This is a genomic window from Sphingomonas sp. FW306-1B-B10E, from assembly GCF_058782005.1.
The window spans coordinates 1-15,731 of the sequence record NZ_JBYSXG010000010.1 but is presented as its reverse complement, the minus strand read 5'-3'; the positions used below and the strand labels follow the sequence as shown (position 1 = coordinate 15,731).

Here is a 15,731-nt window from a genome sequence, read left to right as displayed (position 1 = left end):
TCAGTCGCCGAGCTTGGTCACCTTTTGCCCCGCCTCGCTGGTGAACACGAAGGCGGACACGTCCGATTTGCGCAGCGAATTGACGAAAGCCTGGGCTTCGGCGGCGGTCTTGAACGGACCGGCGAGGACGCGGTTGGTCGCGCGCAGCGGCGTCGACCAGGCGGACTTACCCTTGAACGTCGCCGGCGCCTTGGCGGTGACTGCCTTCCACGCCTTGGGCAGGCTCGCGGCGTTCGCGCCGCCGGCAACCTGCACCCAGATCCGCGCGGGCTCGGCTTTGGGCTTGGGTTCGGCTTTCTTTGCCTTGGGATCGGGCTTTGCCGGGTCCGGCTTCTTGCCGGTCTTGGAGTCTGGCTTGGCGGGATCCGGTTTGCGAATGTCCTTGCCCTTAGCGATGGGCTCGGCCGGTTCGGGCTTTGGCTTTGCAATCGGCTTGGCGGGCGCGGGTTTGGGCGCCGGACGAGGAGACTCGGCTGCGGCGATGCGCGTCGGCTCGGGTGGCAGTTCCACAGGGGTCGCGGTGACGATCTGGAGCTCTTCGGCGGGAATGGTGATCCCGGCGACGATCGAGGCGAGAACCGTGTCTTCCTGCCCGACGCGCGCGGGTCCAGGCGGCGCCGGTTCGGGCTTAGCCGCCGCGGCGACGGCAGGAAGGGCATTGCCCTCGCTCGGTGCCGGACGCGCAGTGGCGGGGACCGTCTCCACCTGCCGCGCAGGCGCAGGCGCAACGGCGGGCGTGACCGTGGGAGCGGGTGCGGTGTCGCTGCGCGCCGTATCGCCGACCGAGCTTGCCGCGGGGCTCCCCTGCCCCGGCGCGCGGATAGCGCTGCGTTCAGCTGGCCGTGTCTCTCGGCTGGCGACCACGGGCGCGGCCGTCGAGCGAACCGGCGCATCGATCTCTTCGGCGCGCGGCGCCGGCAACGGCTGCACCATCGGACCCGAAGCACGTGCGAGGCTGGGCGGGCTCGGCAGCGGCGCCGCCGCGGCGGTTTGCACCGGCGGCTGGCTAGGAATGGGATCACGCGCAGGCGGCGCGACGTTGCGCGCGTCACGCTCGCGTTCGCGACGCGAGCGGCGGTCGCGCTGCGGCTTTGCCGTTGAGCGCACCGGCTGGGTCTGCGCCTGCGCGAGCTGGGTCGGGCGGGCCGCCGCGACATATTGCGGCAATTGCGGTGCCTGGCGCGCATCCGCGAGCCGCACCGCGCTCGGCGAGAGCTGGCCGAAATGCACCGCGAAGGCGCGATCGGCAGGCGCGAGATTGGCAAGGCGGCGGAAGAACGGCGCCAGCGAATGGCCCATATTGCCCGGCATCATGCTCGCCGCGATCCGCTCGGCACCGGGCATGTCGCCGTTCATCGCGAGGACGAAGGCCCGCGCGCGCCACGCCGCGCGGTCGCTCTTGCGCAGCAATGGATCGAGCTGGCGCATCGATTCCTCGACATCGCCCGAAATCCCCAGCGACAGTGCGTAGCGCCGCACCGTCTCGTCGTCGCGCTCGCCTTGCAGCGCCACCTTGTAATCGGCCTGGGCGAGGCCCGGCTGGCCGAGCAGGTCATAGGCGAAACCACGATCGCCGGCATAGCCGCGCGGCGAGAGGCCGCGTGCCTCGGCCGCCTGGAACAGCCGCAGCGCCTCGCCCGGCCGCTCCATCCGGACCAGGGTGGAACCGCGCCCGGCGAGGATGCCCGGATTGGTCGGGTCGATCGTCTCGGCGCGCGCAAAGAAAGCCAATGCGGCGGCCGTGTCACCCAAGTGCACGCTCAGATTGCCTGCCTCGAGCAAGGCACGCACGTTGCGCGGATCGGCGGCGAGCACGCGCATTTCCTCCGCCAGCCGATCGGCGTCTGGATTGGGCACCGGCACCAGCCCGGTCTGGGCAAGGGCCGGACTGCCGGCCGCGGCGGCGAGCGCGAGTGCCAGCGCAATCGGTCGCAGGAAGGGAATCTGCTTCATCGAGCGATCAGCCAGACACGCCATTGGATGAACCGCCAATGACACGTCGCCGGCGTCTCGCCGAAGCGAGGGGCGCCGGCGACGAATGCCTATTGGTTGTTCTGGCTGCGCAGGAAGCGCGGGATGTCGAGCGGGTCCTTGTCGTCATCCTCGTGCGCCTTGGCGGCGCCGCGCGATGCCATTCGCTCGAACAGCGTGCCACCGGCGCGACGGCCCGCGGGCTTCGCCTCGGGTGCGGGCTCCTCGTCGGCACCGCCCGTCAACCAGCGGCGGCGGCTGGTCAGTTCGGGCGCGGGCGCAGGCTCGGGCTCGGGCGCTTCGAGCGGCATCGCGCTGCTCTCGCCGAGCAGCAGTTCGTCCGACTCCTCGGCCTCGTCATAGCGCGTTTCCGGCTCGGGCTCGATCGCGTCGGGGGCTTCGAGCTCGAGCGGCTCGGAGGCCAGTTCGGGCGCTTCCTCGGCGGCGTAGCTCGGCTCGGAGAAGCCAGGCTCGGCAGCAGGCGCAGCGGGCTCCGCCGCGGCGGCAGCGGCACTGCGACGCGGGGTCGAGAAGGAGAAGACACGCGGCTGCTCGGCGGCGGGCACGATGCGCGCCTGAGCGTCGGCATCGATGCCGGTCGCGACGACCGACACGCGGATCTTGCCTTCGAGGTCGGGGTTGAACGCCGAGCCCCAGATGATGTTTGCGTCAGGATCGACCAACTCGCGAATGTGGTTCGCAGCCTCGTCGACTTCGAGCAGGCGCATGTCCTCGCCGCCGGTGATCGAGACGATCACGCCCTTGGCGCCGTTCATGCTGACGCCGTCGAGCAGCGGGTTGGCGATCGCCTTCTGCGCGGCGATCAACGCACGGTCGTCGCCGTCCGCCTCCCCGGTGCCCATCATCGCCTTGCCCATCTCCTGCATCACCGAGCGGACGTCGGCGAAGTCGAGGTTGATCAGGCCCGGCATCACCATCAGGTCGGTGATGCCGCGAACGCCCTGCTGAAGGACCTCGTCGGCCATCTCGAACGCCTGCTTGAATGTCGTGTTGGCGTTGGCGATCAGGAACAGATTCTGGTTCGGGATGACGATCAGCGTATCGACGTACTTCTGCAGCTCTTCGATGCCGGCATCTGCCGATTGCTGGCGGCGGCGGCCTTCGAACGCGAACGGCTTGGTCACGACGCCGACGGTGAGGATGCCCATGTCACGCGCGGCCTTGGCGATCACCGGGGCGGCGCCGGTGCCGGTGCCGCCGCCCATGCCCGCGGCGATGAAGCACATGTGTGCGCCTTCGAGGCTCTTCTGAACCTGATCGATCGTCTCTTCGGCCGCTGCGCGGCCGATTTCGGGACGCGAACCGGCGCCGAGGCCCTGGGTGATCTTCGCACCGAGCTGGATCCGCTGCCCCGCCGACGACTGCTTGAGCGCCTGCGCGTCGGTGTTCGCGACGAGGAACTCGACTCCCAACACATCGGCGCGGATCATGTTCGCGATCGCGTTACCGCCCGCGCCGCCGACACCGATCACCGTGATCTTGGGGGTCAGTTCGTCAACGTCGGCCGGAAGGAATTCGATGCTCATCCAAAATCTCCTACGGCGCCGCCACCGCGCTAGCGCGGCACCCAATCACCCTGTGATGCACCAAGGGCTTGGTTGACTCTAGTGGAAACCGCCCCGCCGGTCGTATTTCTTTAATAATTCGACCGGAACGCCGCCATCAAGCGCTGAAGAACCGCGCCCGGACTCGCCTTGGTGACGATCTGGTGGCTCGACGGCTCGAGCGCGCGCAGGTCGATCGGGTCCGCCGCGGCGAAGCGCGCGAGCCCGGCGAGCGTGGCGAAGGCGGGGCCGGCATGCGCCTCGGGAAGGGCGATCAACCCCTTGGGCCGGCCGACGCGGACCGCATTGCCGAGCGATTGCTGCGCGTAATCGGCGATGCCCTTCAGCTCGGCGCCGCCGCCGGTAAGCACGATCTGGCGGCCGATCGGATCCTGGAAGCCGAGCTTCTTCAGCTCCTTCTGGATCTCGGCCATCAGCCGCTCAAGCCGCTGGCGGATCGTCGCGTTCAATTGCGCCTTGGTGATGCGCGGCCCCTCGGCGCCGTCATCGGGAATGGCGAGCTGGACGTCGATCATCTCGTGATTGTCGCGGGGGCTGAGGTTCGCCGACCCGTGGAAGCATTTGGTTCGCTCGGCCCAAGTCCGCGCGGTGCCGAATGCCGAGGCGATGTCGTCGGTAATGTCGGCCGAACCCATCGGGATCGACGCGAGGCCGGCGAGCACGCCGCCGGCGAATACCGAAACGTTGGTGACGCCCGCACCGATCTCGACGAGCGCGACGCCAAGTTCGCGCTCTTCGTCGGTAAGGCAGGCGAGGCCCGTCGCCACCGGCGCGGCGATGATCGAACGGACCTCTAGATGCGCCGAACGGACGCACAAATCCAGATTGCGGACCGGCGATCCCTCTGTCGAGACGACGTGGATGTCGATGCCGAGCCGGTCGGCATGCAGCCCCAGCGGGCGCTTGACCCCGGCGAGGCCGTCGATCGTATAGCAGGTCGGCTGGGCGTGGAGCACCATCTTGCCCTGCGGGTCGATCGCGTCGCGCCCGGCCTTGAGCAGTTCGTCGATATCCGCCTGCTCGACCCGGTGCCCGCCGAGATCGGCCTCGAGCTTGACCACGTCGGAGAGCAGTCCGCCCGCCGAGAAGCTGACCCAGACGTCCTCGATATTGGTGCCGGCGATGCGCTCGGCCTGCTCGACCGCCTCGCGGATCGCGAGCTCGGTCGCGTGCATGTCGGCGACATAGCCGCGCTTGACGCCGCGGCTCTCGCGCTGGCCGGTGCCGAGCACGACGAGATGGCCGTCATCGGTGCGCTGCGCGATCAATGCCGAGACCTTGGACGACCCCACGTCGAGCGCGGTGATCAGCCCTTCCGGTACTACTTTGGCCATCGTCTATTCCCCTGTTTCAACGCGGGTCGCCGCCGCCTGCCCAACCGGCCGCTGCATCACCATATTCCCTGGTACGCGCATGTCGAAGCGGATCGTACCTTTTCTTAGCAGACCTTGCGCTGCATCCAACTCTGCGAATTTGCGTAAGGACTTAGCGGCCTCTTCCTCGCCTTCGGGTAGCTGGAGCTTCTCGCCGGTGGTGAAGGTGAGGTCCCAGCGGCGATTGCCGACCCAGGTCGCCGCCTTGACCAACGGCTTGATCGACGGGACTGCATCGAGCAGCTTGCGCCGCGCCGGCTCCTGCGCATTGGCGCCCTCGCCCACCAGTAGCGGCAGATCGGGCATCGCATCGGTCGACACCGGCTCGAGCGGCACGCCGGTCGGATCGACTAGCATCAACTGGCCGTGGCTCTGCCAGATCGCCGCGGGCTCGCGCTCGACGATGAAGATCCTCAGCGTGTTGGGCAGGCGCCGCGAAACCCGCGCGTCCTTGACCCACGGATATTTGAGCAGCCGCTCGCGCACCTCGGCGATGTCAACCAGCGGCATCGCCAGCGAATTCTGATCGAGCGCCTGGCGGAACACCGTGTCACGGTCCATCCGCTTGAGCCCGTCGATCTGGATCTCGTCGACCTTTAAGCCGACTTCGCCCACCATGTCCGCCGCGGCGATGCCGGTGGCGGCCGGGACGCCGAACCAGGTCGCGATCCCCAGCGCCACCGCGCCGACCGTGCCGACGATGCTCCACGTCGCGATCCGGGTCAGCGTCGCCTGGCTGAACGGCAGCGCCGCCACCGCCTGGTCGAGCAGGCTCGCGCGCTTCGGCCGCCGCGCGGGCTTGCGCTTCTTGGGCGCGGCGCCGCGTCGGGTCGCGGTCCGCTGGGTCGGACTCCGGCTCAAAGCGCCTCGTCCACGATGCGCTGGACCAGTTCCGGATAGGAGATGCCGAGATGCTTCGCCTGTTCGGGAACTAGGCTGAGCGGCGTCATGCCTGGCTGCGTGTTGACCTCGAGCAGGAACAGTCCGTCGACGCCCTGGCTGTCGTCCCAGCGAAAGTCCGAGCGCGAGCAGCCCTTGCAGCCGAGCAGCCGGTGCGCGTCGAGCGCGATGCGCTTGCAGGCATCGGCGACGTCCTCGGGAATGTCGGCGGGAAAGACATGCTCGGTGAGCCCGTCGGTATATTTGGCGTCGTAATCGTAGAAGCCGTTGCGCGGCTTGAGCTCGGTGACGCCGAGCGCCTGGTCGCCCAGGACGGCCGTAGTCAGCTCGCGCCCGCGGATGAACGGCTCGGCGAGCAGTTCGTCGAATTCCTGCCACGGCCCGCGCACGTCGCGGCCGATCGGATTGCCGTAATTGCCCTCGGCGGTGACGATCGCGACGCCGACCGACGAGCCTTCGTTGACGGGTTTCAGGACATAAGGCCGCGGCAGCGGGTCTCGCGCGTACAGCTCCTCGCTGCGCACCATGCGGCCGCCGGGCATCGGAATGCCGTGGGAGACGAGCGCCTGCTTGGTCAGCTGCTTGTCGATCGCGATCACCGAAGTGACGAGGCCGGAATGGGTATATTTCAGCCCCATCAGGTCGAGCGTGCCCTGGACCGTGCCGTCCTCGCCCGGGGTTCCGTGAAGTGCGTTGAACACGAGGTCGGGCTGAAGCGCGGCGAGCTTGGTGGCGACGTCGCGGTCCATATCGACGCGACTGACGCGGTGGCCGAGCCCCTCGAGCGCATCCGCGACGCCGTTCCCCGACATCAACGACACTTCGCGCTCCGCGGACCAGCCGCCCATGAGGACGGCAATGTGGAGAGCGGTGAAGCGGGTCACAGCTGTTCCCCGGCGAAGGCCGGGGCCCAGACCTCAAACCAAATCGCACGCGGCAGCGTGCACTTCGGCGCGCTGCGCCGAATCTGGGCCCCGGCCTTCGCCGGGGAACAGGAAAACGCACTCACTTTTCGATTCCAATCCGTTGGATTTCCCACTCCAGCATCACGCCGGACTGCGCCTTCACCTTGGCGCGGACGTCCTCGCCTAGCGCCTCGATGTCGGCAGACGACGCATTGCCCAGGTTGAGCAGGAAATTGCAGTGCTTTTCGCTGACCTGCGCATCGCCCCGCCGCAAGCCGCGGCAGCCGGCGGCGTCGATCAGCGCCCATGCCTTGTGGCCGTCGGGGTTCTTGAAGGTCGAGCCGCCGGTCTTGGAGCGCAAAGGCTGCGATTGCTCCCGGGCGGCGGCGATGTGGTCCATCTCCGCCTGGATCGCAGCGGGATCTCCGCGCTCGCCGCGAAACGTCGCACTGACGACGATCGCGCCCGCGGGTAATTCGCTGTGGCGATAGGTGTAGCCGAGATCGCCGAGCTGGAGGGTCCGTCTCTCGCCGTCACGCAGGACGACCTCACATTCGACGAGTATGTCCTTGGTCTCGCGGCCATAGGCGCCGCCGTTCATTCGCACGAAGCCGCCGACCGTGCCGGGTATCGAACGCAGGAACTCGACCCCGGCGATGCCCGCGTCGCGCGCCTTGGACGAGACGAGGATCCCCGACGCACCGCCACCGCAGCGGAGCGTGGTGACATCGACCTGCTCGACGCTAGCGAATGCCTTGCCGAGCCGAACGACCACGCCCGGCACGCCGCCGTCGCGGACGATCATGTTCGATCCGAGGCCCAGCCCCATCACGGGGATCGACGGGTCGAGCGCGTAGAGGAAGTTGGCGAGATCCTCGGCATCGGCAGGTTCGAATAGCCACTCCGCCGCGCCGCCACTCTTGAACCACACGAGCGGCGCAAGCGGGGCGCCATGGGTCAGCTTGCCGCGAACGGGGGGTAAGGCGTAGCAGACTTCACTCACTTAAGGCCCCTCCCCTTCAGGAGCATCAGGTCGGCCATGCTCCCAGCATGGCCTGAACAGCGCGGGGCGCTGTTCACCTGATGCTGGGTTGGGGTGGGGCATGTCCACAGGCGATCGGCTCGGTGAGACGGACAGGCCCCGCCCCCAACCCCTCCCCTGAAGGGGAGGGGCTTAGAGAAGCGGCCACCGCTCACTTCCATCCCCAGAACTTGGCCCATTGCTGCCATGCTGCCAAGTTCGCCTCCGCCGCCTTCTGCCCGGCTTCCTGCATCGCGGTCATCTGCTTGCCCGCGTCGAGCATCTTCTGCGCGGCGTCGATCTGCGCCTTTTGCGCGCGCAGGATCTCGCGCTGCATCTCGACCGCAGTGGAGAACCAGTCGCTCATGCCGCCGCTCCCTGCCGGACCTGCTCGATCGCGGGCGCGAGCCCTGCCGCCCACTTGGTGATGTCGCCGGCGCCGAGGCACACGACCATGTCGCCGGGGACGGCCATCTCGGCAAGCACCCGCGCCAGCGCTTCGGCATCGGCGACCGCCGCGACCGAACGGTGCCCGCGCCGCTTGATCCCTTCCACCAGGGCCTCGGAATGGACGCCCTCGACCGGCTGTTCGCCCGCAGCGTAGACCGGCGCCACCAGCACCATGTCGGCATCGTTGAACGCCTGCGCGAAGTCGTCCATCAGATTGCCGAGCCGCGAATAGCGGTGCGGCTGGACCACGGCGATCACCCTGCCCTCGGCGCTCTCGCGCGCGGCGGCGAGCACCGCGCGGATCTCGACCGGGTGGTGGCCGTAATCGTCGATCACCGTGACGCCCTGCGTCTCGCCGACCTTGGTGAAGCGGCGCTTGACCCCGCCGAAGCGCCCGAACCCCTTCTGGATCGTCACGTCGGGGATGCCGAGCTCGAGCGCGACGCCGATCGCGGCGAGCGCGTTCTGGACGTTGTGCCGGCCCGGCATCGGCAGCTCGATATTCTCGATCGATCGCGTCGTGCCGTCGCGATTGCGGATGATCGCCTCGAAGCGATTGCCACCCGAATGCGGGGTGACGTTGACGCCGCGCACGTCCGCCGACGCCGCGAAGCCGTAGGTCACGATCCGCCGGTCGCGGACGCGCGGGATGATCGCCTGCACCTCGGGATGATCGAGGCAGAGCAGCGCCGCACCGTAGAAGGGCACGTTCTCGACGAACTCGACATAGGCGTCCTTGGCGCGGTCGAAGCTGCCATAATGATCGAGATGCTCGGGATCGATATTGGTCACCACCGCGATCGTGCCGTCGAGCCGCAAGAAGCTGCCGTCGCTCTCGTCGGCCTCGACCACCATCCAGTCGCTGTCGCCCAGCCGCGCGTTCGAGCCGTACTGATTGATGATCCCGCCGTTGATCACGGTCGGGTCGACCCCACCGGCATCGAGAAGCGCCGCGACCATCGACGTCGTCGTGGTCTTGCCATGCGTCCCCGCGACCGCGACGGTCGACTTCAGCCGCATCAGCTCGGCGAGCATCTCGGCGCGGCGCACCACCGGCACGCGGCGCTCATAGGCCGCCTCGACCTCGGGATTGGTCCGCACGATCGCGGTCGACACCACGACCACTGCGGCATCGCCGATATTCTCGGCCTTGTGCCCGATCGCGATCGGAATGCCGCGGTCGCGCAGGCCTTGGACGACATAGCCCTCGGCGACGTCGCTACCCTGCACCTTGTAGCCCAGATTGTGCATCACTTCGGCGATGCCCGACATGCCGATGCCGCCGATCCCGACGAAATGGATCGTGCCGATGTCGGTTGCGACACCCTTCATGCGTGAGCGAGCCTTCCCTGAATGGCCGCGCGACGCACCTTGATCGGCGCGGTCGGGGCGTGAATCGATTCGACGAGATCCGCGAGGTCGCTCGCCGCATGCGGCCGCCCGACGCTCTTGGCGCGGGTCGCGGCGTTCTCCAGGCCCTGGGTGTCGAGCCCGAGCTTCTGGATCTGCTTGGCAAGCTCGGTCGCGGTAAAGGCGCGCTGCGAGATCGTCCGCGCGCCGCCGGCATTGGTGATCTCGCGGGCATTGGCGGTCTGGTGGTCGTCGGTCGCGCTCGGCAGCGGCACGAGGATCGCCGGACGCCCGGCCGCGGTCAGCTCGGCGATCGTCGACGCGCCGGCACGGGCGATGACGATATGCGCCCAGGCAAGCGCCTCGGGCATGTCGGTGATGTAGGTCGAGACGTCGGCCGGGATGCCGTGCGCCTGGTATTTGGCGCGCACTGCGTCGATGTCCTCGATCCGCGCCTGATGGGTCACCTGCAGCCGGCGGCGGAAATGCACCGGGAGCAGCGCCAGTCCATCGGGGACCACCTTGCTCAGCACCGTGGCGCCCTGGCTGCCGCCGGTCACCAGCACCCGGAAGATGCCGTCCTCGTCGAGCACCGGATAGGGCCGATCGCGAAGCGCCAGCACCGCCTCGCGCACCGGGTTGCCGATCAGATGCGTCTTGCGCTTCCAGCCGGACTTCATCCGCTCGACTTCGTCATAGGACGTGGCGATGGCGGTGACGCGTCCCGCAACGAAGCGGTTCACCCGGCCGAGCACGGCGTTCTGCTCGTGGATCACGGTGGGAATACCGGCACGGAAAGCGGCAAGCAGCGCCGGCAATGCGGGATAGCCCCCGAAGCCGATTACGGCCGCCGGACGCGATTCCTTGAACAGGCGCAGCGCCATCGAGCGTCCCGCCATGATACGACCGGCCGCACGGATATAGCCGAGCGGCCCGCCGCCCAGCCGTCCGGCGGGCAGCACATGCGTGTCGATTCCGTCGAACAGTCCCGGAAAGCGCACGCCGCGATCGTCGCTCACCAAAGCGACCTTGTGCCCCCGGTTCGCCAGCTCCGCGGCGAGCGCGGCGGCGGGCACCATGTGCCCCCCGGTACCGCCTGCTGCCAGGACATAGCTGCGCGTCTTCGTCATCCCTTACTCCACCGACCCGTATATGGCGAGCGCTTCAGATACGGGTTTCGGCGTGTGAAGGCGAGCAGCAACCCGTATCCGATCGACAGCGCGATCATCGACGAGCCGCCATAGCTGATGAACGGCAGGGTCATGCCCTTGGACGGCGCGATGCCGGTGTTGACCGCCATGTTGATCATCGCCTGCACGCCGAACTGCGCGGCGAGCCCCGAGGCGGCGAGCAGGCGGAACGCGTCCTCCTCGTCGAGCATCTTCATGAACACCCGGATCACGATCGCGGCATAGAGCAGCACGATCACCATGCACGAGATCAGCCCGAACTCCTCGCCGATCACCGAGAAGATGTAATCGGTGTGCGCCTCGGGCAGCTTGAACTTGACCTGGCCGCTGCCCGGCCCCGCGCCGGTGAGCCCGCCCGCGCTCAGCGTCTGGTGCGCCATGTCGACCTGGTAGCGGTCGGCGAGCGCGGCTTCCTTGGTCGGGAAGAGGAAGTTGTCGATGCGGGTGCGCGCGGTGCTGTAGAACAGATAGGCGGCGACCACGCCGGCGATCGCCGTGCCGATCAGTCCGCCGATCGCCAGCGCAGAGATGCCCGAGATCGTCAGCAGGATCAGCCAGACCGTCCCGAACACGATCGTCTGGCCGAAATCGGGCTGGAGCATCAGCAGGATCGCGATCACCGCAGTCACGCCGCCGGTGATGAACAAGACCGGCAGCTCGGGATCCTTGGCACGGAACGACAGCATCCACGCGGTCGCGACAATGAAGAACGGCTTGAGAAATTCGGACGGCTGGAGGTCGGAGACGCCGAGATCGAGCCAGCGCCGCGCGCCGTTGGTCTCCGATCCGATGATCGGCACCAAGGCGAGCAACCCTAGGAACACCACCGCGCCGACCAAAGCGAAGCGCCGCGCGACGGTGATCGGCAGCATCGACACGCCGATCAGCACGGGCACCGACAGGCACACCCACATCAGCTGGCGCCAGAAATAGTGCATCGCCGGCATGATGTGCGTGGCGTCCGAATAACGCTTGGCGGTCGCGGGCGAGGCCGCGGCGACGGCGACCAGCCCGATCGCGATGAGCAGCATCGCGAGCAGCAGCAGCATCCGGTCCACTTCCCAGAACCACATGCCGGCGCGCGTCGTATTGGCGCGGCCGAGCTGCTTGCTCACCCGGCGCTTGACGTCGCCACGGGCCCGGTCGGTGTCGGCAGCCTCGCTCATCCGAGCGCGCTCACGGCGTCGCGGAACGCCCGCCCGCGCGCTTCGTAATCCTTGAACTGGTCGAAAGACGCGCAGGCGGGGGAAAGCAGCACCGTCTCGCCGGGCGCGGCGTTTGCGGCGGCGCTGACCACCGCGGCATCGAGCGTGTGCGAACGCTCGACCGGCATCTCGCCTTCGAGCAGCGACGCGAACAGGTCGCCCGCCTCGCCGATCGTATAGGCTTTTACGACATGAGCGAAACCGGGTCGACACGCTTCGAGGCTGTCAGTCTTGGCCTTTCCGCCGAGGATCCAGTGCACGCGCGGATAGGCGAGTAGCGCCGGCGTGGTCGAATCGGCGTTGGTCGCCTTGCTGTCGTTGACGAACAGCACGCCGTTTTTGGTCGCGACGCGCTCCATGCGGTGCGGCAGGCCGGGGAAGGTTTCGAGGCCCTTGTCGATCGCGGCCTTGTCAATTCCCAGCGCCTCGCAGGCGGCGATCGCGGCGAGCGCATTCTGGGCGTTGTGCGGCCCCTGCAACGCCGGCCAGCGCGACTGGTCCATGCACACGCCCGGCGCGATCTTGCGGACGTCCTCGCTGCGGCCCGCTACCGCCAGCTGCCGGGCGATGTCGGCGGAGGGCGCGTCGCCGATGCCGATGACCGCGGCATGGCCCGCGGACTGCATTGCGAACAGCCGCGCCTTGGACGCGGCATAACCTTCGAACCCGTCATAGCGATCGAGATGATCCGGGGTGAGGTTGAGTAGCACCCCGACGTCGCAGTCGAGGTTGAAGGTCAGGTCGATCTGGTAGCTTGAGAGCTCTAGCACATAGACCCCGCCTTCGGGCAGCGGATCGCGACCTAGGATCGGGTGGCCGATATTGCCGCCGGCGAGGCTCGGCAGCCCTGCGGTGCGGCAGATGTGATCGATCAGCGCCGTGGTCGTCGACTTGCCGTTGGTGCCGGTGACGCCAACGACCTTGTGCGGTGGCAGTTCGGCGCGCGCCTGCGCGAACAGCTCGATGTCACCGACTATGGGCACGCCATATTTTGCGGCCTTTTCGGCGACGGGATGCCGATTAAGCGGCACTCCAGGAGAAACGACGACTGCGTCGAAACCACTCAAGCCGATAGGGAACGACACCCAGTCCTTAGTCGTAAAGCCCGGCTCCGTATCGAGTTTCTGACGATCAGACTTAAGCTGCTCCCACACCGAACGCTGCATCGCTTCGTTGTCGTCCCAGCCAAGCACGCTCGCACCGCTCGCCAACAGCGCGCGCACTGTCGCTGCCCCCGACCGCGCAAGTCCGAGCACCGCATAGCGTTTGCCGCGCCAGGCGTCGCTCGTGATCACCGCAGCTTCAGCGTCGAGAGCCCCGCCAGCGCCAGCACGAACGCGATGATCCAGAAGCGGATCACCACCGTCGGCTCCGACCAGCCGAGCTGTTCGAAATGGTGGTGGATCGGCGCCATCTTGAAGACGCGCTTGCCGGTGCGCTTGAAGAAGAACACCTGGATGATCACGCTCAGCGCCTCGACCACGAACAGCCCGCCGACGATCCCGAGCACCAGCTCGTTATGTGTGGTCACTGCGATCGCGCCGAGCGCGCCGCCCAAGGCGAGGCTGCCGGTATCGCCCATGAACACCGCCGCTGGGGGCGCATTGAACCACAGAAACGCAAGGCCCGCGCCGACGATCGCGCCGCACATGATCGCGAGATCGCCCGCCCCGGGGACGTGCGGGATGCCGAGATAGGTCGCGAACACCTTGTTGCCGGCGAGATAGGCGAGCAGCATGAACGCGATGCTGGCGATCACTACCGGCATCGTCGCCAGCCCGTCGAGCCCGTCGGTCAGGTTCACCGCATTGCCGAACGCGACGATCGTGAACGCGGCGAAGACGATGTAGAAATAGCCGAGATCGGGGTGGATCCACGCAAAGAACGGCACGTAGAGCTGCGTGCCGGTCTGCCCGATGATCACCCAGCTGGCGATGCCGGCGATGGCGAACTCGGCGAGCAGGCGCACCCGCCCTGAGACGCCGGCTGTGCTCGCTTTCCGCACCTTGTCGTAATCGTCGAGGAACCCGATCGCGCCGAACCCGAAGGTGACGAACATGCACGCCCACACCAGCGGATTGGCGAGATTCATCCACAGGAACAGCGAGATCATCAGGCTGGTCAGGATCATCAGCCCGCCCATCGTCGGCGTGCCGCGCTTGGCGAGGTGGCTCTGCGGGCCGTCGCTGCGGATCGGCTGGCCCTTGCCCTGGCGGACGCGCAGCCAGCCGATGAACTTGGGCCCGATGATCAGCCCGAGCAGCAGCGCGGTGGCAACGCCCGCGCCGGTGCGGAAGGTCTGGTACCGAATGAGGTTGAGCAGTCCGGGAAAGCCCAATTGTTCCGCGATCCAGTAGAGCATTAGGCCTTCGTCCCTTCCGCCAATGCCGCCACGACCGTCGAGAGACGCACGCCGTTCGAGCCTTTTACGAGCACCGCATCGCCCGGCGCCAGCACGGCGTTCAGCCGTTCGCGCGCGGTTGCGGCGTCGGCCACATGGACGAATTCCACTTTGCCCTCAAGCGCGTTCGCGAGCGCGGCCATCGCTTCGCCGACGAGAATCGCATAGTCGACGCCCGCCGCGAGGATCGGCTCGGCGAGCCCTGCATGAAACGCGTCGGAATGCTCGCCCAGCTCGCGCATCTCGCCGAGCACAGCGAGCTTGCGGCCGGGCTCGTTGGCGAGCACCGCGAGCGTTGCGCGCATAGACGAGGGATTGGCGTTGTAGCTCTCGTCGATCACCAGCGCTTCGCCGCCGGGCAGCTGCGCGAGGAAGCGCGCGCCGCGTCCGGCCAGTCCGCCCATCTCGGCGAGCGCGAGCCCGGCCATCTCCAGATCGCCGCCCGCCGCATCGACCGCAGCGAGGATCGCCATTGCGTTCGACACCCAATGCTCGCCCGGCTGGGCAATGGTGAAGCTGAGCTCGCGCTGGTCGAAACGTGCAGTCACGAAGGTGCCGCCGGTGCGCAGCCGCATCCGCTCAACTGCGCGGAAATCGGCGCCGTCGTTCAGCCCGAAGGTGACGACCCGCCCGGCGTGTGGCGTCGCCGCGGCGATCAGCCGGTCGCGGTGCGGGCTGTCGAACGGGACGATCGCAGTGCCGCCGGGCTCGAGCCCCTGGAAGATCTCCCCCTTGGCGTCGGCAATCGCCGCTTCGCTGTCGAAGAAGCCCATATGCGCCGGCGCTATGGTGGTGACCAATGCGACGTGCGGGCGGACCAGCCGGGTCAGCTGGGCGAGTTCGCCGGCATGGTTCATCCCCATCTCGAACACGCCGAAGCGCGTCGCCGCCGGCATTCGCGCGAGGCTGAGCGGCACGCCCGTATGGTTGTTGTAGCTCTTGACCGAGCGATGCGCGCAGCCCGGGTCGACCCGGTCGAGCGCGGCGAACAGCGCCTCCTTGGTCCCGGTCTTGCCGACCGATCCGGTGACGCCGATCACCTTGCCGTGCATCCGCGCGCGCGCCGCGACGCCGAGCGCGTCGAGTGCCGCGGTGGTATCGGCGACGCGGACATGGGGGTGCGATGTGTCTTCGGAAACGATCGCGCCTGCCGCCCCTTGCGCGAACGCCTGGTCGAGGAAGCGGTGGCCGTCGGTGGCCTCGCCCTTGAGCGCGAGAAACAGGTCGCCCGGGCCGACTTCGCGGGAATCGAAGGTTACGCCCGTGGCGGTGAAGGGGGCGGAGGCCACGCCTCCCGTCGCGGCAGCGATCTCGTCATAGGTCCAGAGCGCGTTCATCGCTCCCCTTCCGCTTGCGGGAGGGGTCGGGGGAGGGGCTGG

General features: G+C 68.0%; 13 protein-coding genes. All 13 read right to left on the bottom strand.

Annotated features, from left to right (window positions below; translation table 11 throughout):
- Positions 1-1,953, bottom strand: a complete 1,953-nt coding sequence (locus AC3WJI_RS05855) for an SPOR domain-containing protein (RefSeq protein WP_492756317.1) — start codon at positions 1,951-1,953, stop codon at positions 1-3.
- An 89-nt stretch (positions 1,954-2,042) separates the two neighbouring features.
- A complete protein-coding gene (gene ftsZ, locus AC3WJI_RS05850) occupies positions 2,043-3,518 on the bottom strand; it encodes a cell division protein FtsZ (RefSeq protein ID WP_492756316.1) in 1,476 nt (491 codons plus the stop codon).
- 110 nt (positions 3,519-3,628) lie between these two features.
- Positions 3,629-4,891 (bottom strand): cell division protein FtsA, encoded by a 1,263-nt coding sequence (gene ftsA, locus AC3WJI_RS05845; protein WP_492756315.1) that lies wholly within the window; start codon positions 4,889-4,891, stop codon positions 3,629-3,631.
- A gap of 3 nt (positions 4,892-4,894) precedes the next feature.
- Complete coding sequence (locus AC3WJI_RS05840; protein WP_492756314.1) at positions 4,895-5,791, bottom strand: cell division protein FtsQ/DivIB; 897 nt, start codon at positions 5,789-5,791, stop codon at positions 4,895-4,897.
- Complete coding sequence (locus tag AC3WJI_RS05835; RefSeq protein WP_492756313.1) at positions 5,788-6,714, bottom strand: D-alanine--D-alanine ligase; 927 nt, start codon at positions 6,712-6,714, stop codon at positions 5,788-5,790. Before AC3WJI_RS05835 ends, AC3WJI_RS05840 begins: the two co-directional genes overlap by 4 nt.
- Positions 6,715-6,835: 121 nt before the next feature.
- Positions 6,836-7,738 carry a UDP-N-acetylmuramate dehydrogenase gene (gene murB / locus AC3WJI_RS05830; RefSeq protein ID WP_492756312.1) on the bottom strand — a complete coding sequence of 301 codons (903 nt, stop codon included), beginning with the start codon at positions 7,736-7,738 and terminating at the stop codon, positions 6,836-6,838.
- A gap of 190 nt (positions 7,739-7,928) precedes the next feature.
- Positions 7,929-8,123, bottom strand: a complete 195-nt coding sequence (locus AC3WJI_RS05825; RefSeq protein ID WP_492756311.1) for a hypothetical protein — start codon at positions 8,121-8,123, stop codon at positions 7,929-7,931.
- On the bottom strand, positions 8,120-9,538 hold the full coding sequence (gene murC / locus AC3WJI_RS05820; RefSeq protein WP_492756310.1) for a UDP-N-acetylmuramate--L-alanine ligase: 1,419 nt from the start codon (positions 9,536-9,538) through the stop codon (positions 8,120-8,122). The genes AC3WJI_RS05825 and murC overlap by 4 nt, the downstream gene beginning before the upstream one ends.
- On the bottom strand, positions 9,535-10,686 hold the full coding sequence (murG, locus tag AC3WJI_RS05815) for an undecaprenyldiphospho-muramoylpentapeptide beta-N-acetylglucosaminyltransferase (RefSeq protein WP_492756309.1): 1,152 nt from the start codon (positions 10,684-10,686) through the stop codon (positions 9,535-9,537). The genes murC and murG overlap by 4 nt, the downstream gene beginning before the upstream one ends.
- Entirely contained in the window at positions 10,683-11,912 is a 1,230-nt protein-coding gene (locus AC3WJI_RS05810) for an FtsW/RodA/SpoVE family cell cycle protein (protein ID WP_492756308.1), read from the bottom strand. The genes murG and AC3WJI_RS05810 overlap by 4 nt, the downstream gene beginning before the upstream one ends.
- Positions 11,909-13,246 carry a UDP-N-acetylmuramoyl-L-alanine--D-glutamate ligase gene (gene murD / locus AC3WJI_RS05805; RefSeq protein WP_492756307.1) on the bottom strand — a complete coding sequence of 446 codons (1,338 nt, stop codon included), beginning with the start codon at positions 13,244-13,246 and terminating at the stop codon, positions 11,909-11,911. Before murD ends, AC3WJI_RS05810 begins: the two co-directional genes overlap by 4 nt.
- Positions 13,243-14,313 (bottom strand): phospho-N-acetylmuramoyl-pentapeptide-transferase, encoded by a 1,071-nt coding sequence (gene mraY / locus AC3WJI_RS05800; RefSeq protein WP_492756306.1) that lies wholly within the window; start codon positions 14,311-14,313, stop codon positions 13,243-13,245. Before mraY ends, murD begins: the two co-directional genes overlap by 4 nt.
- A complete protein-coding gene (locus AC3WJI_RS05795; RefSeq protein WP_492756305.1) occupies positions 14,313-15,689 on the bottom strand; it encodes a UDP-N-acetylmuramoyl-tripeptide--D-alanyl-D-alanine ligase in 1,377 nt (458 codons plus the stop codon). The genes mraY and AC3WJI_RS05795 overlap by 1 nt, the downstream gene beginning before the upstream one ends.
- Between the last annotated feature and the right edge of the window lie 42 nt (positions 15,690-15,731).

Coding starts and splice junctions, on each gene's coding strand:
- ftsZ (WP_492756316.1), bottom strand. CDS start 3,518: ATGAGCATCGAATTCCTTCCGGCCGACGTTGACGAACTGACCCCCAAG.
- murG (WP_492756309.1), bottom strand. CDS start 10,686: ATGACGAAGACGCGCAGCTATGTCCTGGCAGCAGGCGGTACCGGGGGG.
- AC3WJI_RS05825 (WP_492756311.1), bottom strand. CDS start 8,123: ATGAGCGACTGGTTCTCCACTGCGGTCGAGATGCAGCGCGAGATCCTG.
- AC3WJI_RS05855 (WP_492756317.1), bottom strand. CDS start 1,953: ATGAAGCAGATTCCCTTCCTGCGACCGATTGCGCTGGCACTCGCGCTC.
- AC3WJI_RS05795 (WP_492756305.1), bottom strand. CDS start 15,689: ATGAACGCGCTCTGGACCTATGACGAGATCGCTGCCGCGACGGGAGGC.
- murC (WP_492756310.1), bottom strand. CDS start 9,538: ATGAAGGGTGTCGCAACCGACATCGGCACGATCCATTTCGTCGGGATC.
- mraY (WP_492756306.1), bottom strand. CDS start 14,313: ATGCTCTACTGGATCGCGGAACAATTGGGCTTTCCCGGACTGCTCAAC.
- ftsA (WP_492756315.1), bottom strand. CDS start 4,891: ATGGCCAAAGTAGTACCGGAAGGGCTGATCACCGCGCTCGACGTGGGG.
- AC3WJI_RS05810 (WP_492756308.1), bottom strand. CDS start 11,912: ATGAGCGAGGCTGCCGACACCGACCGGGCCCGTGGCGACGTCAAGCGC.